Source organism: Oceanobacillus sp. NCCP-135 (assembly GCF_059698015.1).
In genome coordinates, this window is the sequence record NZ_BAAKSZ010000024.1 from 14318 (window position 1) to 38266 (window position 23949).

Annotated in this window: 23 protein-coding genes and 1 pseudogene; 8 read left to right on the forward strand and 16 right to left on the reverse strand. The window is 38.1% G+C overall.

The features are described 5' to 3' along the window. Positions 1–45: 45 nt before the first annotated feature. From AC6HVZ_RS15215 to AC6HVZ_RS15230, 4 genes and pseudogenes are all read left to right on the forward strand, one after another. Positions 46–591, forward strand: a complete 546-nt coding sequence (locus tag AC6HVZ_RS15215; protein WP_497559032.1) for a GNAT family N-acetyltransferase — start codon at positions 46–48, stop codon at positions 589–591. A 22-nt stretch (positions 592–613) separates the two neighbouring features. Continuing rightward, positions 614–991 carry a group-specific protein gene (locus AC6HVZ_RS15220; RefSeq protein ID WP_497559033.1) on the forward strand — a complete coding sequence of 126 codons (378 nt, stop codon included), beginning with the start codon at positions 614–616 and terminating at the stop codon, positions 989–991. A gap of 217 nt (positions 992–1208) precedes the next feature. Then, complete coding sequence (locus AC6HVZ_RS15225) at positions 1209–1385, forward strand: NUDIX hydrolase (RefSeq protein WP_497559034.1); 177 nt, start codon at positions 1209–1211, stop codon at positions 1383–1385. An 858-nt stretch (positions 1386–2243) separates the two neighbouring features. After that, positions 2244–2459 (forward strand): annotated as a pseudogene (locus tag AC6HVZ_RS15230) (hypothetical protein); the annotation flags it as partial. Positions 2460–2700: 241 nt separating this feature from the next. Here the strand turns inward: AC6HVZ_RS15230 and AC6HVZ_RS15235 are convergent. From AC6HVZ_RS15235 to AC6HVZ_RS15265, 7 genes are read right to left on the reverse strand one after another with little or no spacing between them, the layout of a single operon-like run. Beyond that, positions 2701–3492, reverse strand: coding sequence for an RDD family protein (locus AC6HVZ_RS15235; protein WP_497559035.1), 792 nt, complete (start codon positions 3490–3492; stop codon positions 2701–2703). Positions 3493–3504: 12 nt separating this feature from the next. After that, complete coding sequence (locus tag AC6HVZ_RS15240) at positions 3505–4476, reverse strand: stage II sporulation protein M (protein WP_497559036.1); 972 nt, start codon at positions 4474–4476, stop codon at positions 3505–3507. 26 nt (positions 4477–4502) lie between these two features. Further along, positions 4503–5861, reverse strand: a complete 1359-nt coding sequence (locus tag AC6HVZ_RS15245) for a DUF58 domain-containing protein (RefSeq protein WP_497559037.1) — start codon at positions 5859–5861, stop codon at positions 4503–4505. Continuing rightward, positions 5812–6741 carry an AAA family ATPase gene (locus AC6HVZ_RS15250; protein ID WP_497559038.1) on the reverse strand — a complete coding sequence of 310 codons (930 nt, stop codon included), beginning with the start codon at positions 6739–6741 and terminating at the stop codon, positions 5812–5814. Before AC6HVZ_RS15250 ends, AC6HVZ_RS15245 begins: the two co-directional genes overlap by 50 nt. Beyond that, on the reverse strand, positions 6738–7868 hold the full coding sequence (locus tag AC6HVZ_RS15255; RefSeq protein ID WP_497559039.1) for a DUF4350 domain-containing protein: 1131 nt from the start codon (positions 7866–7868) through the stop codon (positions 6738–6740). Before AC6HVZ_RS15255 ends, AC6HVZ_RS15250 begins: the two co-directional genes overlap by 4 nt. Positions 7869–7886: 18 nt before the next feature. Next, complete coding sequence (locus tag AC6HVZ_RS15260; protein ID WP_497559040.1) at positions 7887–8567, reverse strand: DUF4129 domain-containing protein; 681 nt, start codon at positions 8565–8567, stop codon at positions 7887–7889. Continuing rightward, positions 8548–9441, reverse strand: coding sequence for a hypothetical protein (locus AC6HVZ_RS15265; RefSeq protein WP_497559041.1), 894 nt, complete (start codon positions 9439–9441; stop codon positions 8548–8550). Before AC6HVZ_RS15265 ends, AC6HVZ_RS15260 begins: the two co-directional genes overlap by 20 nt. Positions 9442–9837: 396 nt before the next feature. Here AC6HVZ_RS15265 and AC6HVZ_RS15270 point away from each other — a divergent pair, with 396 nt between their 5' ends. Then, positions 9838–9993 (forward strand): aspartyl-phosphate phosphatase Spo0E family protein, encoded by a 156-nt coding sequence (locus tag AC6HVZ_RS15270; protein ID WP_497559042.1) that lies wholly within the window; start codon positions 9838–9840, stop codon positions 9991–9993. A gap of 491 nt (positions 9994–10484) precedes the next feature. Here AC6HVZ_RS15270 and AC6HVZ_RS15275 read toward each other — a convergent pair whose 3' ends face one another. Continuing rightward, a complete protein-coding gene (locus tag AC6HVZ_RS15275; RefSeq protein ID WP_497559043.1) occupies positions 10485–10823 on the reverse strand; it encodes a YqzG/YhdC family protein in 339 nt (112 codons plus the stop codon). Positions 10824–11063: 240 nt separating this feature from the next. On the opposite strand from AC6HVZ_RS15275, the gene AC6HVZ_RS15280 reads away from it, so the two are divergent. Beyond that, entirely contained in the window at positions 11064–11588 is a 525-nt protein-coding gene (locus AC6HVZ_RS15280) for a hypothetical protein (protein ID WP_497559044.1), read from the forward strand. Positions 11589–11737: 149 nt separating this feature from the next. On the opposite strand, the gene AC6HVZ_RS15285 is transcribed toward AC6HVZ_RS15280, so the two are convergent. Then, positions 11738–12034, reverse strand: a complete 297-nt coding sequence (locus tag AC6HVZ_RS15285) for a 4a-hydroxytetrahydrobiopterin dehydratase (RefSeq protein ID WP_497559045.1) — start codon at positions 12032–12034, stop codon at positions 11738–11740. A gap of 282 nt (positions 12035–12316) precedes the next feature. Between AC6HVZ_RS15285 and AC6HVZ_RS15290 the strand changes: the two genes are divergently transcribed. After that, positions 12317–13138 carry a formate/nitrite transporter family protein gene (locus AC6HVZ_RS15290; RefSeq protein WP_497559046.1) on the forward strand — a complete coding sequence of 274 codons (822 nt, stop codon included), beginning with the start codon at positions 12317–12319 and terminating at the stop codon, positions 13136–13138. Between the two features lie 770 nt (positions 13139–13908). On the opposite strand, the gene AC6HVZ_RS15295 is transcribed toward AC6HVZ_RS15290, so the two are convergent. Then, entirely contained in the window at positions 13909–15624 is a 1716-nt protein-coding gene (locus AC6HVZ_RS15295; RefSeq protein ID WP_497559066.1) for an ABC transporter ATP-binding protein, read from the reverse strand. A 276-nt stretch (positions 15625–15900) separates the two neighbouring features. On the opposite strand from AC6HVZ_RS15295, the gene AC6HVZ_RS15300 reads away from it, so the two are divergent. Next, the gene (locus AC6HVZ_RS15300) at positions 15901–16287 is read left to right on the forward strand and encodes a DoxX family protein (protein WP_497559047.1); all 387 of its coding nucleotides are present in this window, start codon (positions 15901–15903) and stop codon (positions 16285–16287) included. A gap of 264 nt (positions 16288–16551) precedes the next feature. On the opposite strand, the gene AC6HVZ_RS15305 is transcribed toward AC6HVZ_RS15300, so the two are convergent. The 6 genes from AC6HVZ_RS15305 to yycF form a co-directional block, all read right to left on the reverse strand. Continuing rightward, on the reverse strand, positions 16552–17769 hold the full coding sequence (locus tag AC6HVZ_RS15305) for a S1C family serine protease (protein WP_497559048.1): 1218 nt from the start codon (positions 17767–17769) through the stop codon (positions 16552–16554). A 120-nt stretch (positions 17770–17889) separates the two neighbouring features. Further along, positions 17890–18675: an MBL fold metallo-hydrolase gene (locus AC6HVZ_RS15310; protein WP_497559049.1), complete on the reverse strand. Its 786-nt coding sequence runs from the start codon at positions 18673–18675 to the stop codon at positions 17890–17892. Further along, positions 18672–19601, reverse strand: coding sequence for a two-component system regulatory protein YycI (locus tag AC6HVZ_RS15315; RefSeq protein WP_497559050.1), 930 nt, complete (start codon positions 19599–19601; stop codon positions 18672–18674). Before AC6HVZ_RS15315 ends, AC6HVZ_RS15310 begins: the two co-directional genes overlap by 4 nt. A 2-nt stretch (positions 19602–19603) precedes the next feature. After that, complete coding sequence (locus AC6HVZ_RS15320; RefSeq protein WP_497559051.1) at positions 19604–20908, reverse strand: YycH family regulatory protein; 1305 nt, start codon at positions 20906–20908, stop codon at positions 19604–19606. Beyond that, positions 20908–22728, reverse strand: a complete 1821-nt coding sequence (walK, locus tag AC6HVZ_RS15325; protein ID WP_497559052.1) for a cell wall metabolism sensor histidine kinase WalK — start codon at positions 22726–22728, stop codon at positions 20908–20910. The genes AC6HVZ_RS15320 and walK overlap by 1 nt, the downstream gene beginning before the upstream one ends. A 5-nt stretch (positions 22729–22733) precedes the next feature. After that, entirely contained in the window at positions 22734–23435 is a 702-nt protein-coding gene (gene yycF / locus AC6HVZ_RS15330; RefSeq protein ID WP_497559053.1) for a response regulator YycF, read from the reverse strand. Positions 23436–23949: the final 514 nt, after the last annotated feature.

Below are 23949 nucleotides of genomic sequence, written 5' to 3' on the forward strand. Positions count from 1 at the left end.
TGGTATGATTATTTTTACTATCTGGACAAAAAGGGGGCAGCTTTTATGTTTTCACTGGAAATAGATGAAATACTGGAATTACGGATGCTGGAAATATCAGATGCAGAGGAACTGTTTCAATTAACAGATGACTCCAGGGAATATTTGCGCGAGTGGCTTGGCTGGGTAGACACGACGACCACTGTTGATGATTCTAGGGGCTTTATCGAACATACTCAATCGTCCTTTGAAGCTAAAAAAGGAATTACTTTTGGCGTATTTTACAAAGATAAACTTGGTGGTACAGCCGGCTTTAACAGCTTTGACTGGACGAATAAAATTGGTTATATCGGCTATTGGCTCTCCAAGGATTATCAGGGTCTTGGAATTATGACAAAGGTTAGTGCGGTGCTGACGGATTATGCTTTTCAGGAGCTTAACCTGAATAAAGTGGATATTCGGGCTGCATATGAAAATAAACGGAGCCGAGCAATTCCTGAAAGACTCGGTTTCACAGAGGAAGGGAAGATTCGTCAGGCAGAGTGGTTGTATGACCATTATGTTGATCATGTCGTCTACGGGATGTTAGCGAGTGAATGGAATATGCATTAGCTTGAGAAGGGAATGTGTTGTTATGAACTTTTATATAGCATCTGGTTTTGCAAATAAAGAATTAGTCATGTATGTGAGTCAAAAGCTACTTTCTTTAGGGTTTAGCCATACATATGATTGGACGAGAAACGATCGAGCCGTGACTGTTCAACAGCTGCAGCAAATTGGCATGAGGGAAAAACAGGCTGTTTCTGACTGTGACGTATTTATCATGCTGCTGCCTGCCGGAAAAGGAAGTCATGTTGAATTAGGGATGGCATTGGCGTCGGATAAGCGAATATTTATATATTCAGTGGAAGAAATTGATCCAGCGACAGCTTCTACATTTTACTTTGTTGATGGTGTCGAGCGAATTTATGGCGAAGTTGATATGTTTATAAAGCGAGTTGGGTTAGTTTAAATAGTAATAGGGGGTCTTACTTGGCAAATTTATACGAAGGCTGTTTGGATATACAGAAAAAATCTACAGGGGGATTACATGAATGGATCTTGTTTTTAAAACAGAAAAGGCTGTCTTTAACTACCGGGTAGCCGGTGTTTGGAATGAGAATAATCATGTACTGATACATAAGGATGCAAATGATACACACTGAGCATTGCCTGGTGGAAGGGCTGCAATGTTCGAGGACTCACGCAATACGCTGAAACGGGAATTCCATGAAGAGCTTGCTGCTGAAATAGATACAGGCAGACTGCTCTGGATCGTTGAAAATTTTTTCTCATATCGAGGATCAAATTTTCACGAAATTGGATTGTATTATGAGGTTGTTGCGGGTTCGAATGCTTTATTTTAAACTGATGCTTTTCATGGCCCTGAGGGTGAGCGGCTGATCTATAAATGGGTTCCAATCGGAGAATTGAGCGAGATTAAATTGTATCCGGAGTTTTTGCAGGAAGGTTTAAAGGAGCTTCCTGTTCATACGGAGCATTTGATTACGAGAGATAGGTTGATTTCATGGAGAAAATCCATTGAGTGACAGGAAATACCAAAGTTCACAGAGAAAAAAGCCGAAGTTCACAATTGAACGGCAGGATTCACAAAGCAAATTCATATTCGATGAGAGAAGAAATAATAGCCAAAATACTTGGAAAAGATGAAGTATTCTAATTATCTATATGATATAATAATAGAACAATAGTTTGGTAAACTCATGGGCAGGTTGGCATTCATCTCCAAGAAGGGAGGTGGTGTCCTTGACAGTATTCGAAGCATTGATGGTTGCTCTAACTTCCGGGTTGTTAATCGTAGGCTTACTGTCATTTGATCAAAAAAAATAAGCCCCCCATAGAGTTGTAACGGCTCTGAGGCTTATTTTTTTGTGCTTTACAGCCAATCCCCCTTGAAGGGAACTATGCTATTGTACTTAGGTCGTCAGCGCTGACACGCTGACGATCCATTTTTATTTTATGCTGTTACTTTTATTATACCATATTTCATAATAATTAAAACCAACTTTCCTTATCATAACTCTAAACTGTTCGAGGCACTTATAATTCCTCTAACTTCCGGGTTGTTAATCGTAGGCTTACTGTCATTTGATCAAAAAAATAAGCCACCTTTGAATTGGCGGCTCTCGGGCTTATTTTTAACCTATTTAGCCAATCCCCCATATAGGGAATCACGTAACAACGAGCAAGACAGACGGCATAAATTATTAAATAGGGGTGGCAAGCTAATTATTATTGATTTTGATAAAAACGAACAAATAAATCATCCGAAAGTTCATAACGGGTTTTCCCATGAAGAACTTAAAATAAAATTATCTGAAGTTGGATTTAAATCAATCGAAATGAAGACATTCCATCATGGAAATCGTATTTTTATGAACCTAGACGCCTCCATGTTTATATCTAGTAGTATCAAGTGAAGATGAGATGAATAACTGCTTGTTCAGTTTCCTTTCACTTTTTCCGTGCTACGGGCAGATCACGTTTTTTGACCTTCCTTTTCATGAAGTTTCTTTTAACCTAAAATAACGTTATTAAATCCCATCTACTTTCTTCCTTACCTCTTTCCTCAGTTTAAAACGAATACGATTCGTATACGCTGTATTTTTATCCAGTTTTTAATATAGAAAAAGATTGCTCCCATTGAACAATCTCTCGTCTCTATATTTCAAATTCCCAGTCTTCCTTCATCTTTAAATAAAGCACAAGCAACACATTTTCCAGCTCTCGAACTGTTTTCGTCCCCATTTCCAGACCAACTTTCGGTAACAGTATTGCTGCCATCTCTCTTGTCAGCTGATTTCTTGGTATCTCCCGCATTTCCATAAACTTATAGCTGTATGTTTTCAGCAAATTGAATTCCTTCGCACCAAGTGAGTTCATTGCCAGCGTACCGATTGAAATACTTTCTCTACTTAGTCCACGCACTTCGATTTCTTTTTCCAGTGGCGATTTCTTTAGCCGCTTCGCCTTCCGTTCATGGACGACGATCGTTCCAGCTGCCATATCGCCGAGCCTTTTATGTTTAGAATGAAGAAATACCAGAATAATTCCCAGGAAATAACTGGTTGGAAGCATATCAACAATGCGGAGTAGATTGCGGATCACCGCAGACAGCAAGGTGATACTATGGCCATTTTCCTGAATAACACGAATTCCAATCATATGCTTGCCAATTGTTTTTCCGTTAAAAAAATATTCCCCAACGAAAAAATAACCCCAATTGATTGCAAACACTACAATGATCACCATGGCTATCATCCAGCCATATTCCATTAGTTGCCACATATCTGAGCTTGTCGTAAATACAAGCATTAAAATAAGTGCAATTTGTGTGAACGTCAGGATTACCTGATCAACAATCATTGCCGCTGCTCTGGATCCAAGGCCAGCAAGTTTGAATTGAAGCGAAACGAATTCCGGTGTTTTTATATGTATCTGATCCTGTGCCATGCCCTTTCTCCCCTAACCTTCACGCATTCTTCTCTTTTTCAGTAATAGCTTACCACATATAATATAGAGAAGTAAGCCGATAACCGTCACAAGCGCCACCACATATTTCATTTCCAGGGAAAGTGGGGATGGTGTGATGAAGCCTTCAATGATCCCTGCGATGATGAACAGAGGAATCGTTCCAAGGAAAAGCTGTACAGACCGTTTTGCATTTTCCTTCAATTGGTAGCCTCTGGTAAATCGACCTGGAACGAACAATTTATATCCCATTAACAGACCTGCACCGCCAGCGATAAAAATAGCTGTCAGCTCAATGATGCCGTGTGGTACAATGTATGCCCAGAAATCATAGGACATGCCTGCATGCCAGTACACTGCAGCCAGTGCGCCAACAATTAAACCATTATAAACGAGTACAAATACCGTCAATAATCCAAATGTGATGCCACTAGCAAATGCCAATATGGCAACCTGGATATTATTGGTCATTATTTCGGCTGACATCAGGGACGAATCAATGGCGTCATGGCCTTCTCCAAGCTGTTCCGGGTTTATTCCCGCTGCCATATCGCTTGGCATGATGGAATAAAAATGGAGTGGATCATCCACGACTGAAAGAAAGGCCGCTAGCCCACCAAACAGAAACAGCAGCATAGCAAGGATGATAAACTTCCATTGTTCCAGCAACAGACCTATGAATTTTGAACTGAAAAAATAACGGACTTGCTGGAAACTGGAAACCTGATCTTTATATAAGAGATTATGTGATTTGGCAACAAGTCCATTTAAATAGCCGGTAACTTCTTCATCAGGATAGTAGGTTTGGCTATAGGATAAGTGCTGTGCTGCCCTTTGATAGAGCCGATGGAATTTAGAAATATCCTGGCCACTCACCCTTCTTCCTTTTTTCTGAAGATGACGTACATATTCCTCCAGCTGCTTCCAATCCTCCCGGTGAAGCTTCACAAACTGACTGATGTTCATCCTTTCCCCCACTTCCTACAAGCGCTTTAAAGTAATCCCTGATTCATCCAATGGATTACCTGAGATACGGCTTCTGTTGCTAAATTTTCTTCCTTTGCTTCGATCATGACAAGACCCTGTGCTTCCCATTTTGCTTTCTCTCGCTTTTTCACCAGTACCTGTTGCTGAGCGATTGACTTTCTCATGGCTAGCGGTACTGTAGACGGGCTTTGCTTCGTCTCAGCGGCAAGTGCTTCGTCTTCTATACCAATCATGAGGAATAAATGCTTTTGCCTTAGTCGTTTTAGATAATGTAATGTACTTTCTTCATGTAAAAATGTATGGATGTCGCTGAACAGTAAAATCAAGCTTCTCTTTTTCTGTACAGTCTGCAAGTAGCTCAGCACCCCGGCATAATTGGATTCCTTTGCATCTGCCTGCAAGTGATAGATGGACTGCAGGATTTTCTGCACTTGATCCATTCCTTTAGCCGGTGGTACAAACACTTTAATAGCATTGGAGAACGCCAACACACCTACATAATTCCCCTTTTTAAGGGCTGAGGTGGCAACAGTTATCGAGGCTTCCAATGTTTTTTCCAGACGATTTCCCTTTTTCAGTTCTGCGCCCATCATTCTTCCACAATCAATTAAGATCGTTATATATTTTCCATGCTCCGGTTCATATTCATTTGTCATCACTTCCTGCAGCTTTGCCGTTTGTCGCCAGTTTATTTTCCGCGGGTCATCCCCAACCACATAATTTCTGATCCGGGAAAATTCCCCTGTACCGCTTTGATGTCGGCGAATCTTCGCACCTTCATACAGCAAAAAGCTTTGGGCATTTTCCAAGTAATGTCTTGTTTCTGATAAATCCGGGATGACTTTTACTGTATCCGCTTGTTCTACAGTCATCTGCCTTTCCCAAAGTCCGAATCTGCTTGCGTAACGGATGTATAGCATCTGCAGCTCATATTTCCCTCTGACAATTGCTGTTGTTTCATAGGTCAACCGGATTTGGGAATTTGCTTCAGCTGTACCCCATATCGGGAAGGTATGCTGAAAGGACTGCGGCAAATCATCGATAATCCGAAATCCACATGGATATGCAGCTGTATTCTTTAATTCAATCTCAACCTGATAATCTAATCCTCGCTCCATCTCATCCGTTACACGCCGTATCGCCTTAAGCTCGTTTCGTTTTGGTAAAATTAACAAGTCAAAAAAGGACGTTAGGATGAATAAAACATTTACCGAAATAAGGAATACCCAAGAAATATCTGTCAAAGCCAGTAGCAATAATACGACTGATAGCAGCAAATAAATAATTAAAAGCCTTCTTGCAGGCAATATCCCTTTATCTCGGAACAGGAACTGCGCCCACAAGCTCTTCAATGATCTGGTCAAAGCCAACTCCCTCCAATTCCATCTGTGGAGAAATTTGAATACGATGCCGTAACGCCGGCTTGGCTACGACTTTTATATCATCTGGTGTTACGTAATCACGCTCCGCTAAATAAGCCCAGGCTTTTGCAGCTTTAGCCATTGAAATAGCTGCCCTCGTACTTGCCCCAAATCGAATTGATTCGGTGTCTCGCGTTTTTCTTACCATCTGCATAATATAACGTAAAACATCATCACTAATGGTTACAGCGTCCATTTCTGCTTGAATCGCCCGGAATGATGGTATATCCAAAATAGCAGCAATGGATTCATCCGTATAACGGCGTTCTAGTACCTGTTTCAATACATTCGTCTCTTCCTCAAGCTCCGGGAAGTCCATCGTTAATTTAAATAAAAAACGGTCCTGTTGTGCTTCCGGAAGTGGATAGGTACCTTCAAATTCAATTGGATTCTGTGTTGCCACAACGAAAAATACCTCTGGCAGCGGATAGGTTTCCCCCTGTATCGTTACCTGTCTTTCTTCCATCGCCTCAAGCAATGCAGCCTGCGTCTTGGCAGGTGTTCGGTTGATTTCATCTGCCAAAACAATATTGGCAAAGATTGGTCCTTTCACTGTTTGAAAAGTGCTTTCCTTCATGTTAAAAATAGTACTTCCTGTAATATCCGATGGCAGTAGGTCTGGTGTAAACTGAATCCGCCTGAATTCACCACCAATTAAATTGGATAACGTCCGTACCATTTGTGTTTTCCCAGTTCCTGGAACCCCCTCGATTAATACATGACCTCCTGATAAAATAGCAGATAATAATAATCTCAGATTCGTTGACTGGCCTAGAATTCGTTCTTCATATGCATTGATTACGTTTTTAAGCTGACTATTCATTCCTCTTCCACCTCTCGCCTAAGCTGGTCAATTTTCCCGGACCAGGCTACGTATTCCTGTTTATGGACAGATTCCTTGTTTAATAGACTTTCCAGACCCTGTGTGAATGCTCGAGCCTCTTCCTCGGACAGTTGACTGCCTCTTTTAGTGATCAGTTCACTGCATTCCTGCCAATTTTTCAGGTAAGGGATCCCCCATTTTTCCTGCAGTCGTAATTTTAAATAATCTGCTTGCAGCGTCAAGGAATCCTGATATCTTCGTCCCCGCTGATACCATGCTGCAAGTGCCGTCGTCTGCTCATTGCTGAAGCGGACTGTGGCTTCTCTTGGTTCACTTATTGGTCCAAAGCGTTTTCCTTGATACCACAACCACAGGAATGTCAGTCCAATGAACTGCAATGTGAGAACTAGCAGCCATTTCGGATACAGGGAAGCTATCGAAGGCTTATTACCTGATCCATGGATATATTCATCAATTAATAGACTTCTGTACTGCCTTTCTGTTTGCAAAAGTGCAGAAATAAGCTCCACATGGTCTTCCTCCGTGATGAAATCATTCGTCAGCCAATGAGGCGAATTCGCTACAATCAGGCTACCATCACCAAAAGTACGCTTCAGTGCAATCACCCCTGTTTCATCCCTCAGTAACACTTCATCCGCTTCTTCTTCTAGTATTCTCACATTTGAAGTTACAGATGCATTGTATTTTTCTCCTTGACTAGTTGTTACCGTAATCGCTTCCTCTACACCTGTCATCACTGGAATTGTCCTAACATCAAACATGCCGTCCGGGTTATTCTTCAAGAGCAAAAGCGTATTCCCTGCTTCCATATAATCGATGTATTTTTCCAGTTCCGCTCGTTCCGGCATATAGAACGGCTCGATCATGAGTAACAATTGATCTTCGCCGGTTAAGAGCTGAGGTGCATGCTTCCATCGATCTATCATACGCTCATTCTTTAAATACGTATAAAATGCCTTCGTACCTGTTGGTGCAGGAGACTCGGAAACATACCCAGGATATTCTTTGGGTTGTTTGGAAACAAGGAAGTAGCTAATCATACTAAATAGCAGCAACATGACGCCCAGCCAGATCCACGTTTTTTTATCAGTTTGTGAAATTCGCAATTGTCTCCAAGCCTCCTTTTAGCTTTCCTGGATTTCCTTTTTATCGATTTCGTTAAGCCATTCCAGCGTTCTCGTTTGATAGCTTTGATATTCCTTTTTCTCAATCTTTCTCCTACCATAAACAGCCTCATCAAATATGCGGGCAAGTTCGTAAAAAGCTTCAGCCCTTTGCTTATTTTTTTGCTCTAATTCTGCAAAATAATCCCAATTTGTTTTCCAACCATGTGCCTGAAGCCATTCCTTTTCGTGAAAGTAAAGCAGCACTGCTAAAAACTGATGCCTTGTAGCAAGTGAATAATCTCCAGCATGCTCTTGTTTTTCTGCTTCTTTCACATGCCGCTCCACCGACCATTCCATTTCATTTAATGATTGAAAAGGCTGATCGCCTCGTAATGAGCGTTTTCTTTTAGTCGATCGCAGGAACAGAAATAAGCCAAATAACACCAGCAATACAACCGCCCCTATTAGTATTACGAGCAGGGTGTCCGCAAACCCATTCGATGGCTCAAATCCTGATAACCACTCTGACAACAGGTCTCGAAACCATGCTTTACTACGATCCCACCAGATTTCGAGGAAGTTTCGATTATCCTCGTAATAAATCTGGTATTCCTTCTGATTTAAAATTTCCTGCAGTTCTTCCTTTGCCTTTGTTGGATTTTCCACTAATATCACCTGACTAGTTTTTTTGGTAATCATCAATCATTTCCCTTAGATCATCCCCGTCCTGTCTAAACTTCAGATCAAAGAAGATCAACGCATAGGCAACTGCACTAATCATTGAGGTCAAAATAGTAATTAAATCAACAATGATAACATAAAGGATACTATTCCCAAGGATAATTGTAAAAATCGCTTCTATAGCACCCCCAACAATCGTTGTTATCAGAATCACAATAAGAAACAAACCAAATACTCTCCACGTATGCTTTTTCGTCAGACGCCAGCTTTCCGTAAAGCCTGGAAAGCCTTCCTCAAATACAACTGTACCAAGGTAAAAACTCCAGCGGGTAAATAGCAATGCAACAACAAGACCAATTCCCAAAAATAAAACGATGCTCAGGATTATACCGGATAATGGATCACCCATACCCATAATTACACTTGGAAAAGTAATAAAAATAGCTACAGCAATAATTATCCCAATAAGAATCGCTGCAATAATGATACTGCTTCCAAACAATGGCCAAAACCTGGAAAAACCTTGTTTGATTACAGTACCTGCTGTAAAGCTTTCATCCTTATTAATCTGTACAATAGCAAATAATACAGCTGCATAACCAACTGGCGTTAAGGCAAGCATTCCAAGCCCAATCAAGATATCTGATCCTAAACTGTTGCTCAATGATTCATCATAACCAGAAATAAATTGCTCCAACCAGCCGCTCCCACTTCCCATCTGTCTGAAGAAGCTTGTTCCAGAAGCCATCAAAAAAAATGCTTCCAGCAGAAAAATCGGTCCCAGTATGATTAAAAACACAAGAAAAAATGTAGAAAAATACCGCTTGCAAAGCTGAAAGGTATGATCCAATATTTCGCTAAATCCCTTTACCCTGCTGAACTGATCTTTCATCCGTGTTGCCTCCCTTTATGTAAAACAGTGGATATAAGAGCCATTCTATCATTATTTGGCTGACTTTTTTAGTTAAAGAGTGTGAAAAAACAAGAAAATGAGAGAATAAACAGAAGCTCATCGTTAATACATACGCTTTTTTACGTAATATCAAAAAATTTGACGAATCGGAACGCTTGTTCTAACATTGAAATATTATAGTGATTGATATGTTTCTTATCTATTAATAATGCTTATCTTCACTAATATAATAATACTTTTTTCTAAAACCTAGTGACTGCGGTTTACTCATCCAAGCAAAGTGATTTTAGTTACATCGTATTTTATATTAACTGCGAAGGTTAAAGAGCATAATAGTTACGAAAAAAATCTATCATAAAGAATGGGGGGGAGTACTTGGGATCTAGGAATTCACTGGAGATCCAGATAGAGCAGCTAAGAAATACCATGTATAAAGCTTTCGAAAACAAGAAAAATTATGATGAAATAATCAAAATTTCTCAGGAATTAGATCGTTTGCTAAATAAACTGGAAAATCTCAGGCGTCAATAAAAAGTATTAATGATTAGAAAACGTTTATCCACATTGCGGATAAACGTTTTCTAAAATCATTAAAAAGTCCGATGAAAATGACACTATAATGTTTCTGATTGGCTTGCTTTTCCGCTGCGGACCATTGCTTTTAAGCAGGCATGGCTTTAGACTCCTATATTAGCAGAAACCGCTTCTTTAAACGCTTTATACCCAATATATCATGGAAATTACATATTACTAAAAAAAATTTATTTAATACATTTACGTTAAGAACGGAATCAAGTGCGGTAGTTACAAATGATGATGTGCTAGAGAAATGGTCATCCTAATTAGTGATGAAAGTTGAGAGAAAAAACGGAAAAGTTGAGAGTAACTGGGTAGAAGTGGAGAGAAAACAAGGGAATTTACAATTATCTCTCAACTTTATAGGCTTCTCTCTCAACTTTGCCTGATTTCGGCAAAAAAGCATAGTTAGGAAGTTATAGAATTAGGATGAGTACAAGATGATCTTATTTAGCGGATTCCCTAAAAGTAATTGCAAGAACTTGATCCGTTTTACTATTAAATTCTATATTTATAAAGACACCATATTCTTTGTTTTCCTCTTTTAACCATAGCTTGAACTTTTCCACCATGGAATCATTCTTTGTTTCTCTTCCTATATGCAGGTAATCAATAATCTCGGCATTTGGATATTTTGATTTCGTTTCCTTTACAGCCAGTTGTCCCCATTTTGCATATGGAGGAATTTCCTTTTCCGCACTGACTGTATGGTTTAAATCGATTGATGCAATATAACTTGAAGTAAATAGCAATATCATGCTAATCACCAGCAATAATTTTCTCATTTCCATTTCCTCCTTTTCACATAGGATGTGTAAATGGATTTTCTATTATTCAAATGTAGAGAGCAGGAGGAATTATTACAACCATTTTTTTATACCAGAGATGGGAAATTGAAATGCTTTCGGCTAGCCGCAGTGAGAAGCAACACATTGCAGCCTATCTATCCTTATTCGTTCTGGATTCGGATAAATGGAAGCTCTTTGGGATAAACTACCAGCAAATAACTAAAAAGGGAGCTTCTTATGATTAGGAAATTTTGCTTGATAGCCTGTTTAGTTGCATTAGTAATTACGTATCCTACTGGTATTCACGCCAATGATACACCTTCTTCACTGGGAAATATTTTTTCTGATATTGGATATACGTCTATAGAAGAAGCGTTGGCAGATTGCGAGTTACACTTGAAAGAAGTTTTAAAATTACCAAAGAAGCAGCCGCCATTAACATTTACACATCAACTAGGCAAATGTTTTGAAGAAATTGATGGCTTTGAATTGAAACTTATTGATGAAGATATGCCTGAAAACCATTACAAAGTAAACATCCGCCCAAAGAAACAAGGGATCACATTCAAAAAAGAATTAATTGATAGGACATTTGACTTGCAAGATGGTTCTGAAGCATTATACTACACAAAGCCACTAGATCAATTTAATTTACTTGTCTTTGAAAAAGAAGGCTGGCAATATATGCTTAGTCTGGATAAACGCGTTGCTGATAAGGTTTCTCCAGAGCAATTGGTAGAAATAGCAAACTCGATTCGATAAAATGGCGTAATCGGACAACCTTTGTAAAAATATTATTCAATTCACTTTCTAATATGGAATAGAGCTATGGGTATATATCCTGCTCCATTCCATCTTTATTTCATCATTTCCCGGGAAATATCGACAAATGATGTGCTGAAACTACCATGCTATTTATCCATTTGTTCATACAGCTCATCAAAATGCTTAACCATTTCAAAATCCAAATCAGTCAGTCCCTTAGCCTGCCAAGATGAAATCTTCAACGTAACAACCTTATAATCAATTGAAATAAACGGATGATGTTTCTTATTTTCTGCATATTCTGCAATTTGATCTACAAAGTGTACGCCAGCGAGAAAGTTTCTAAATCGGTATTTACATTGGATCCATTTTTCATCCAGCCGCTGCCAGTCCGGCAGGCTTTCTAATTCCTTGATAATTTCCGCTTCCGTAAGCCGTTCCATTTTATCTCCTCCTCGTATTTACTTCTATTTCCCTATTATAGGCACAGTTTAACTTCTCTTATGAACTTTCTAAAAACATATTCACAGTTTATCCACGGTTTTTGTGGATAAGTCAGTATTTATTGCCACATTTGCACTGTGACAATATTGTACATACACAAATTTGTCAATTTTATTAAGATAAGAAGGAAAATTTGTGATTTGTATCATATATCCTATTTTTGTTTTTCACGTAAAATGGTTTGAAAATAATATGTTTCTATTAGAAAGAAGGGATCATAAATGGACTACGTAAAACCTAAAGAAGTTGTGAACACTATTGCAATTGCCGGAGCCAATAAAGCAAAACTGCCGATTAATCACATTCTAATTAAAGGGGTATTATCTGGTGCCTTTTTAGGCTATTCAACAACCTTGGCCTTTACTGCCTCTATACAGACTGGACTCGATATAATAGGTGCAGCAATTTTCCCTGTAGGCTTTGTGCTTATTTTGTTATTAAATTTGGAACTCGTAACAGGTTCATTTGCCATGCTGCCAATTGCAAAGCTGCGCAAAAAAACAACTGTTCCGCTCATTGCCCGCAATTTTACCTGCGCATTTATCGGGAATTTGCTTGGTAGTTTATTTTATGCTGCACTGTTCAGTATTTATATTACAAAGTTTGGGCATGTGGAGGATTCTGTCATGATCCGAAAGATTATTGCTGTTGCTGAAGGTAAAACATTGGATTACCAAACCTATGGATCTGATGGAATGATCGTTTTATTTGTCAAAGCATTATTATGTAACTGGATGGTGACAATGGGTGCTGTTATGGCCTTTACCTCCCATTCAACAATTGGAAAAATCGTTGCCATGTGGCTTCCTGTATTTATTTTCTTCGCACAAGGGTTTGAGCATGCTGTCGTAAATATGTTTGTAATTCCGGCTGCAATGATGATCGGAGCAGATATCAGCTTTGGTGACTGGTGGTTGTGGAACCAGATTCCTGTTACAATTGGCAATTTCATCAGTGGATTCTTATTTACCGGTTTAGCATTGCATATCGTAACAAAGGAAAGTCCAGTAAGTGTCAGCAGGATTAAAAAGAAAATCTCTTGAGTGATTTATTTATTAAAAGGACTTCCTGCCTACTTTAGAGGAAGGAAGTCCTGTATCTGTATTTAATGGATGTATAGCAGCTATATATAGCTATACCTATATAACAGTAATTAACATTAAGATATTGATATAATAGGTTTTGTTCATGATGTGATATTTCCTTGTGATATACCTGTGTTTTCCCATTTCACAATTAAATTTATAGTTACCATTCCCCGCAATAAAAGTACACCTATAAGTATATCTACGTAGAGTTTCATAAGCTACCTCTTTTTACATATTTACTAGAATATTCTTGTTGTCTTAATACCAATTGTATCAGTAATTTAACCGGTTTGTTATTGGGAAATAACGACATTATTCGTCAAAATTCGATATGCTTTTGCTCCAAAATAACAAGATAGTTTTGTATAACAGGAAAATTAAGTGTCTTTTTTAAATCATTAAATAATTAAGTGCATTTAACTGGTTATAGATTATATTGATATGTTTTCCATCGATTAGAATAGAGTTTAATTATAAACCTAAGTATGGTATTCAAATTATGAAGTTACTTAGATCGCCTCTTTTAATATAATGGTGAATAGTTTTAAGAACTTACCTTTTAAAATCTTATGTTCTCACAAATTTTAGCTTATTTTTTGTGATTTTTTCCATTTACTTTATACGTCTAAAATATTCAATTAACTTTAACAATATAAATAGCATTAAACCCAATGGTGTATATGGGTTTAATGCTTATCTGTTACATTTTTATTTATACTTAACTTCTACCGCATTTGCACCTTATGCAAATGAGCAAAGATCCCATCACGTTTTAACAGTTCCTCATGACTGCCTTCTTCTTCAATTCCTGCTTGTGTAACAACCATAATCCGATCGGCATTTTTAATCGTTGCCAGCCGATGTGCAATGACAAGCGTTGTACGATCCTTTGATAGCTCAGCCAGCGCTTTTTGGATGATTGTCTCCGTTTCGGTATCAAGTGCTGAAGTTGCCTCATCCAGAATTAATATTGGCGGATTTTTTAAAAACATGCGGGCAATGGCGATCCGCTGCTTCTGTCCACCCGAGAGCTTCAAGCCCCGCTCACCGACTTGCGTTTCATATCCCATTGGCAATTCCTTGATAAACTCTTCCATATGTGCTTGATATGCTGCATGTTCAATTTCCTCGTCAGTAGCATTAAGCTTTCCATAGGCGATATTTTCCCGAAGTGTGCCTGTGAACAGGAACACTTCCTGCTGTACGATACCAATTTGCTGACGGAGTGATTCTTTGGTCATATCACGTAAATCCATGCCGTCAATGGTGATACTTCCACCTTCTACATCATAAAACCGTGGTATCAGAGAGCATATCGTTGTTTTTCCGGCTCCTGATGGGCCAACAAATGCAATCGTTTCACCTGCGTGGATATCGAAGCTAAGTGACTCCAACACAGGCTTTTGTGTTTTTTCATAGGCAAATGTAACATTATTAAATTCGATATTCCCATTTAACCATTCTACCTTTTTAGCATTTATACGGTTCTGCACATCTGGTTCAACATCCATTAGTTCCGTAAACCGTTTGAAGCCTGCCATTCCTTTTGGATACAGCTCTAGCAGTGCACTTATCTTTTGAATCGGGTTCATCAGAACATTCACCATCAATACAAAAAAGACAAGCTCACCCATTTGCATCCGATCATTAAAGGTAAACCATGTTCCGACAACTAGTACGATTAATGTGATCAGGCGCATCATCATATAAATATTTGAATGGACGAATGCCATTACTTTGTATGCACCGATCTTTGCTTTTCGAAAGCTGTAGTTATCCTTAGTAAAACGATCCATTTCAAATTCTTCATTCGTAAATGATTGTACAACACGTACACCTGAAACAGCATCTTCAACCCGCGCATTTACTCCGGCAATATTCTCATACATTTTCTTCCAGGCTCTATTCATCTTAATATTGCTAAAAGCAATCAAGAAAATGAGTATTGGTACAGCAAACAAAATGATCAGTGCAAGCTCTAAATTAATGGTAAACATGATTAAAAATGCACCGATAAAGGTCATAATCGCAATGAAGAAGTCTTCAGGACCATGGTGGGCAAGCTCACCAATATCAAATAAATCATTTGTGATCCGGCTCATGATATGTCCTGTTTTCGTGTTATCAAAAAAACGAAAGGACTGCCGCTGCACATGATGAAACAAATCCTGTCGCATATCTGTTTCAATGTTTACACCGAGTTTATGGCCCAAATACGTCACAATATATTGCAAGAATGTACTCAATAAATAAACCAATAATAGCAAGATACTTACTGTCAAAATTAAGTTCCAGTTATTTCCGGGAAGCAATTCATCAATGAACCACTGTACTGCGACCGGAAAAGCAAGCTCAAGTATTGCAACAATGACTGCTGCAGTAAAGTCAATAATAAATAATCGCCGATGCGGCTTATAATAGGAGAAAAAACGACGTATCACTGTTGCACTTCCTTTTCTTGATCCAGCTTTGACCTTCAGCACCATCAACACCTCAAGCATGAAATTTTATGTGCTCTATGGTTCGTTGATTATATGTCCGTTTTGAACAGGTCGCCCCTGCTTTTTCTTAAGTCTAAAGGAAATTATACGGCTAAATGATAGGCTTGGCAACAAGATTGATTCGATCGTACTTCATATTTTTTAAAATGCTTGTCAAGTTGTCTTTGCTTGTGCATATGTATGTATTAACAATTAATTCAAAGAGGTGTTATTTAGTTGAAATTAACATTGCATATGAACGTATCTAAATGGATCTGCTATTCGGTGGGCTATGTTTTTATAACATCTGGTATTTTAAAGCTGTTAATTAGTGACTTCGAAGGTTTATTTATTAATTTAGGACTGCCATTTCCATCTGCCACCCTACTTTTAGTGGCACTCGTTGAAATTGCTTGCGGAATGTTGATTGCTGGAAGAATGTATATGAATATTGCCATTCCCCCACTCATCTTAATTATATTCGGTGCGCTTTATATAACAAAAATCCCTGTTCTATTAAATAAAGGATTCCTTCCTTTTGCATTTGAAGCGAGACTGGATGTAGTAATGCTCATTTTACTATTACTGATTTGGCAGGATGTTCGAGCAAATAAAGTAATTTAATCAATTAATCCGTGGATAAGCACATATTAACTATAAAAGCAGTCCGTTTATCCACAGTTTTATCCACATATGCACAAATGTTCCCAGTTATTTTGTTATGGAATATATTTTCAATACCATATATTGATTTCATCAATATTTTATCCACTGTTTGTGTATAACTTTTAATAAAAGTGGATAACTATTGTTTTTTGCTTATAAAAGACTACCTCCCTCAGCAGATAGCCTTTTTTAGATCTTTACTTTATAAACGTAGACTGCTTATCACTGTGTACCAAGCTGGATTGTTGTTTCTAAAAGCTCTCCATCACGATAGTAAGTAACAACAACTTCATCACCAATTTCCTTTTCGTGATATAAGATTTTGCGTAAATCGATCATATTCATGATTGGCTCACCATCAAGCTTAGTGATCACATCAAAACGCTGTAGTCCTGAACGGTCTGCTGGTGACAATGGCTCGACACTCCAGACGTAAACACCGCCCTCGACATCATTTGGAAGATGTAATGTATTTCTCCATTCCGTTTGCGGTACTTCTTCCAAGGAATAAATCTCCACACCTATAAATGGACGTGTTACTTTACCAGTAGTTTCTAATTCATCAATGATTGGCAATGCAGAGTCAATCGGAATCGCAAATCCAATTCCCTCAACAGCCGTTTCATTAATTTTCATGGAATTAATGCCTACAAGCTGGCCATTTATATTAACCAGCGCACCCCCGCTGTTTCCCGGGTTGATCGCAGCATCTGTTTGAATAACCTCTGCTTGCCAATCCGCACGCCCATCCTGGTTAAAGTCCTGGGGGATTGTCCGTTCCGTTCCACTTATAACACCTTGCGTGACTGAACTGGAAAACATCAGACCAAGCGGATTACCTATTGCAATAGCTGGTTCCCCGACCTTTATATTTCCAGATGAACCGATTTCAATCACCTTTTGTATCTCTGAGCCATCCATTCTAAGTACAGCTAGATCGGAAAACAGATCACTTCCAATCAACTCTGCCTCCATATGTGTTTCATCTGATAAAACAACTTCAATCGTATCCGCACCATCAATCACATGATGATTCGTAACGACAAATGCAGTACCATCTTCATTTTTATAGATAACACCAGATCCAGTTCCTGCTTCACTGCCTTCCTGCTGCTGCCAGAAATCTGTTTGCCGTTGAATATTGACAACACCTACAACTGCTGGCGTTATTTGTGCAACAATCTCGGTTATTTGTGTGGAAACATCCACATTTACAGAAGTATTTGTTAAAGGTGAATCCCCACTCTGGATGGAACCAACATCTGATTTGTTTTCTTCATTGCCCCAAGTACCTAGAGTGAACGTTGATTTCGTAATCGCAGGCAGTGCTACCACAACTAATAATATACCGATAATGATTCCCAGCAAAACAGGAACTAGCCAGCCACGGTTTTTCCTGCGATGTGGATTTGGTGGGTAGTTCTGATCATAATATCCCATTTATCTATCCCCTTATAGAGGTCGTTCAAAAAGTCCGCCCATCCTTCTTTTTGAACACACATTTATTGTAAAGCTGTTTTCGCTATAGTATTACCTCAATATAGTAAAATATAAACAAATTTATACCACTTCATATAAGGCAGTGGGAACTTTCGGATCTGTATCAAATATATCAAGCTTAATTCCTCGCTCCTGTAAAACACTGTCCACTGACATGCGGGCAAGATCCTTCATATTATTATCCATACTTAGATGTGCTAAGTAGATTCGTTTCGTACGGTCACTAACAATATCAGTTAGTGCCAGTCCACAATCTTCGTTAGAAACATGACCTGAATCTCCTAAAATCCGCCGCTTCACATTCCATGGATAGCGCCCCATACGCAGCATACTTACATCATGATTTGATTCGAAAATATATGCATCAGCAGCTTCTACCGTCTTTTTAATTCGTTCCGAAACATAACCTAGATCCGTCACGAGTGCTACCTTTTTTCCATCGTGATGAAACGTATAAAACATTGGTTCAGCAGCATCATGCGAGACGCCAAAGGATTCAATATCCATATCGCCGAATGTTTTTACTTCCTCCATCCCAAAAAGAAACTTTTGATCCAGTGAAATTTTTCCAATTGATTTTTCCATAGCCTTCCATGTCTTTGCATTTGCGAATATTGGTAAATTGTATTTCCGTGCAATAATACCCAGGCCTTTAATATGGTCACTATGTTCATGTGTTACTAAAATACCAGTTAACTGTGTTGGATCCACATGTATTTCTGCAAACAACTTATCCAGCTTTATTCCGCTTAAACCGGCATCTACTAAAATCTTCTCTTGTTCTGATTCGATATAAAATGCATTTCCTGTACTTCCCGATGCTAACACACTAAAACGTAATGTCATTCCATCTCACTCCGATTACCTGTTTCATTAAGCTTTAGATCTAGATGGGTTAAAATGGTTTCCCTTAACTCATTTTCTTCATCTAAAAGCCGAATTTTTTCTATATTTGATTCCATTGTATTTTTGATAAACTCAATATCATTACTGGTAAACACGAGACCTTCAATAGCATTAAAAAAATAATTCTTTTCTTCATTGACTTCCACTTTCCAAGTTGGGGCGAATACTTGAATACCCTCTGTTAAAATCCTTGCATAATAACCTATGTTTATATCTGTTATTTCATCTTCCCGATATAGATCATTACGATCATACAGTGTCCCAACTGCCTGAATCGGCTGCTGAATTGTTTTCTTTTCCTCATGGGTCTCAGCTTCACCAAGCATGGTTTGTAGATAATATATCATCTCATTTGCTTCATTTAGAAATACGAGAATCAGCCCATTTTGATTAAAGTAAAATGGGCGATCATCTTTTAATTGGAAAAAAACAAGCACATTCATGTCCTCATTCCAGCCCCAATACTGATACTTTTCAGGAAACAATAGATGATTCTTTACAAGTCCACTAATTTCTTCCGATGTTGCTTTCTCCGGAATTGAAACAGGCTCCTCAAATAAGGAAAGGATAAAGTTTCCATTAATCACTTCTGATTGTTGATTCTCAAAATTAGTTAACTGATTGATCTCTTCATCAGAGAAGTCTTTTTGCGTTACTGAAATAAAAGAGTCCTCCTGAATATCTGATTCTAAATTACCATAGGTTATATTTTCCGACTTTAATTTATCTTCAATCGATTCTTCCTGACCTTCCTCTAAAACAGCTAAATCTGCCGCATCAAGTTTCTGTATAAATTGGGTTACCAGATAGATATTTAAAACGAGGAAACAGAGAATAAACAGGGTTTTTATTTTGCTCCATTGCATTCTCATCTTCCTCCTTTAAAATGGGTTAATTCTCCATATTTGAATTCAATCCAGTTATCGTTGTATTTCATATACCAAGCTGGAAAAAGCGTTATCGTGTCATTACTTTGAAAATACAATCGATAGCCTATTTGGATGTCTTCGATATTTGCCAGATTATAATCTGAGTTTTGGTTACTTTCCAGATAGTAGACAATATCCTTGCCTGAAGGTAATTGCACTGTTTCTGCAAAAAATGAGGTATCCAATGTAAATAAAGGACGTTGATATAAAGATAATTCCTGATTCATCCATCTCTGTTCGATCAGATGCAAATTTAAATTTGAATTATCAAAGACAGGCAATCCCTCAAAGTACATTTGATATTGGATCCTATCTCCTTCCACTGCGAGCAGATTATATTCCTCTGTCCAACCAAAATGGTCGTTAATGTTTACAATACTTCGATCAATTAAATCGACTGTTTCTGTTTGGAAAGAATCCTCTGTGTATGGGTTATAATACTCCATACTGCTTCCATTCTCATAAACACGTATTTGCCGTTGACTATCCGTAAATAATCTTTCACCTTCATTGTAAATTGGCCTTACTGCTGAAGGAGTAGTAAATAGCGCATTAACAAGCAAATTCGGATCTATATCATTAATCGTTACCGGGCGATATTCGAGACTGACTTTCGCTTCTGGAATATATATAGGTGTATTCTCTTCATTAAATAAGATATAGTTTCTAAGTACATCTGAATCAACATTTGAAATATAGGACCATAATTGCTCATAACTACTTGCATCATTAATAACCGCAGTTGCCTGCTGATTTCCATTTGTTGATAAAACTTGTACCATTAATGAGGAATTTTCCGGAATAAAGGTCAAGTAAATTCGATTAAAGAGCCAGCTTGGAAGTTCCATGTCATCTTCATTTAACTTGAATAGACTTCCTAAAATATTTATCGGCAGTTCATCCGGAAAAATAACTTCAACCTCATGATTTTCGGGAATTCTATCATTTGCTTCACCTATTTCAAAGTTATACAACGTCCATGATTGCATATCCCTGTACAATGCTTTTGCCCGTAAAGGATCTGTAAATCCATAATGCTTGTCATCTGAATGAAAAATAATCGACGTTGGCTCAATAACACTCTTTTTTGATTCCTCAATTCCACCCAAATCCGCCTCGTTCTCTACAGCAGATTCCTTTAATGGATCATAATTTGGCTGATAGGTCCATAATCCGTAGGTAAGCAGTAAACTTATCCCTATTAAAATCGTTAATATAAATGACTTTGCTGTTTCCAGTTTCATTAAATTTCCCTCCGCTTCTGATTCATCAGCGGCAGTGTGAAGAAAATAGTCGTCCCCTGGCCTTCTTTGCTTTTTGCCCATACTTGTCCATGATGCGCTTCGATTAATTCTTTAGAGATTGCCAGACCTAAACCAGTTCCACCAAGCTTCCTCGTTCTCGCTCTATCCGCTCTGTAGAAACGTTCAAATATTTTTTCCAGCTTATCATACGCTATCCCGAGCCCTTGGTCCTGAATACTTACTAGAAGTTGGTTTCTTCTATTTTCAACTTTTAAGCGAATCTCTCCACCCTCAGGGGAGTATTTTATTGCATTGGAAATTATGTTATCCAATACCTGTGTCATTTTATCTTTATCCAGCCATACATAAAACTTCCCTTTAGGTAAATCTCTTCGAAGTGTAACCTGTTCCGGAGCATTCATATCAAATCGGTCAATTACTTGGTGAAAATAATTAACGAAGTCTGTTCGCTCCCTGTTTAATGGGTATTCTTTTGCATCCATTTTAGATAACTGCAGCAGATCATTAACCATTCGAATCATTCGCTCGGTTTCATTTTGTGCTACGCCAAGGAATTTAGGAGCAATTTCTTTGTCTTCCCAAGCACCCTCTGTCAAAGCTTCCATATAACTTTTCATTGTTGTTAATGGTGTTCTTAACTCATGGGAGACATTTGACACAAATTCACGACGCTCCTGCTCTATCTTTTCCTGTTCTGTAACATCACTTATCACCGTAATAAATCCAGTTACCTCATCCTCATCATCCAAAACGGTTGAGAAATTAGCACGAATTAAAAAGTCCTGCTCATCATTACTGAAATCGATAATCATTGTTCCGCTTTCCAGTAATTCTGTTAAATCCACAACCTTTTCCTCAAGCTGCAATAAATCTAGTAAAAATTCACCAATAACATCATCAGGATTATACCCCATCAATCTTCCGGCAGCCTCATTCATTAATGTTATTGTTCCAGCATTATCCGTTGCTATAACCCCATCTGACATATTAAACAAAACAGAACTCAGCTTCCATCGCTCTTCTTCTATTGTTGCATAGGAATGCTTTAAGCGACTGTTTAAGTCATTAAAGGTTTCAGCTAATTGGCTGATTTCATCCTTCCCATAAACGTTTACCTTTTGGCTGAAATCCCCTTTTGACATTGTCTGGGCCTGTTCCCGCATTTCCATAATTGGCTTTGTAATTGATCGTGCCACTAAGATTCCAATCAATGCTGAAGTAACAATTGCTAAAATCGACCCTTGTAAAAATATGTTATTAATATCCTGCAATTGATCGTTTACTTCATCATAGGATGCTTCCAAATAAATAACACCTTCCACAATTCCTTCATCATTAAATACCGGATCAGCTTTTACAAACACTTGATTATTATCCTGATCCCGCATTGTTCTTTCCTGAAAGGTATCAAATAAAATGGCTTGTTGCACGATATCTCTTGTTGTCTTATTTCCGATATTACTTGGGCTATTGCCACTGGCTGCAATCACACGACTTTGATTATTGATAACTTCTATATTGGTTATATTACTTGCTCGAACATCCACTAATATATCTTGAACCTCCTGCTGAAGACTTGGTACATCGTCATCTTCACGGTCTTTATTAAATGCCTGTTCAAGATTATAACTCAATAACTCCACATTCTGATCAATTGCCTTATTAAAGTTTTCGCGAAGATTTGTTTCCAGTCTTTCTGTAAAAAAAGAGCCGATGATCTGCATCGCTAATACCAATAACAAAATAAAAACAATAATAAATTTTAATTGAATTGATCGGAAAAAACCAACTTTATTCATCACAACTACTCCTGATCAGGATTACGCAAATAATATCCAACACCACGGCGGGTTACAATCCACATTGGATTACTAGGACTCTCCTCAATTTTTTCACGAAGCCTTCTTACTGTTACATCAACGGTGCGTACATCTCCAAAATAATCATAGCCCCAAACGGTTTCCAGTAAATGTTCCCTGGTCATTACTTGTCCGATGTGACGTGCTAAATAATGTAATAATTCAAATTCACGATGGGTTAATTCAATTTGTACTCCATCTCGTGAGACGACATAAGCATCCGGATGAATCACAAGTGAACCGATAACTATATCCTTTGTTGTCTTAACCGCATCATCAGGCACCTGCTGTCTGCGTAAGTTAGCCTTTACTCGAGCAATCAACTCCCGATTACTGAAAGGCTTTGTCACATAGTCATCCGCACCAAGTTCAAGCCCTAACACTTTATCAATTTCCGTATCTTTCGCTGTAAGCATAATAATCGGCATTGTCTGGGTTTTTCTCACTTCACGACAAACTTCATTTCCATCTTTGTTCGGTAGCATAAGATCCAATAATATTAAATCAGGATTTTCACTTTCAGCAAGCGAAATTGCCTCATCACCATCATTAGCTACTACCACCTGGTATCCTTCTTTTTCTAAGTTGAATTTCAATATATCTGTAATTGGCTGTTCATCATCTACTACTAAAATTTTCTGACTCATCATGGCCACATCCTTATTTTACATGATAAAAAGTTGATCTATCGTTGAATCGTTTGTTGTATTTAAAATGCTTCTTGTCTATTTTATCTTATTTTAGTTAAAATGTCTTGGATAGCTAGTTTTTTCCTTCATTTTACCGGAAAAGCCTATCGTTGTAAGATGAAAAAAAAATAAATAATACACGTAAATATACATTAAGAACGGGGTCGAGAGCAATTAGGGCTCTTACGCATAAAACGGTGTGAAAAAATAGTAGAGTCATTATGTCCAAAGGGATACTAGATAATTAATAAATTTGCTGAGGATACCCAAATATCGATAAATGCGTAAGAGCCGCAATTAGTTACAAATGGTGAAGTGCTGAAATGCTGGGGTGCTGGAGAAATGACCATCCTAATTAGAGATGAAAGTTGAGAGATAAAACAGCAAAGTTGAGAGAAACTGGGTAAAAGTGGAGAGAAAACAAGGGAATTTATAATTACCTCTCAACTTCATAGGCTCTTCTCTCAACTTA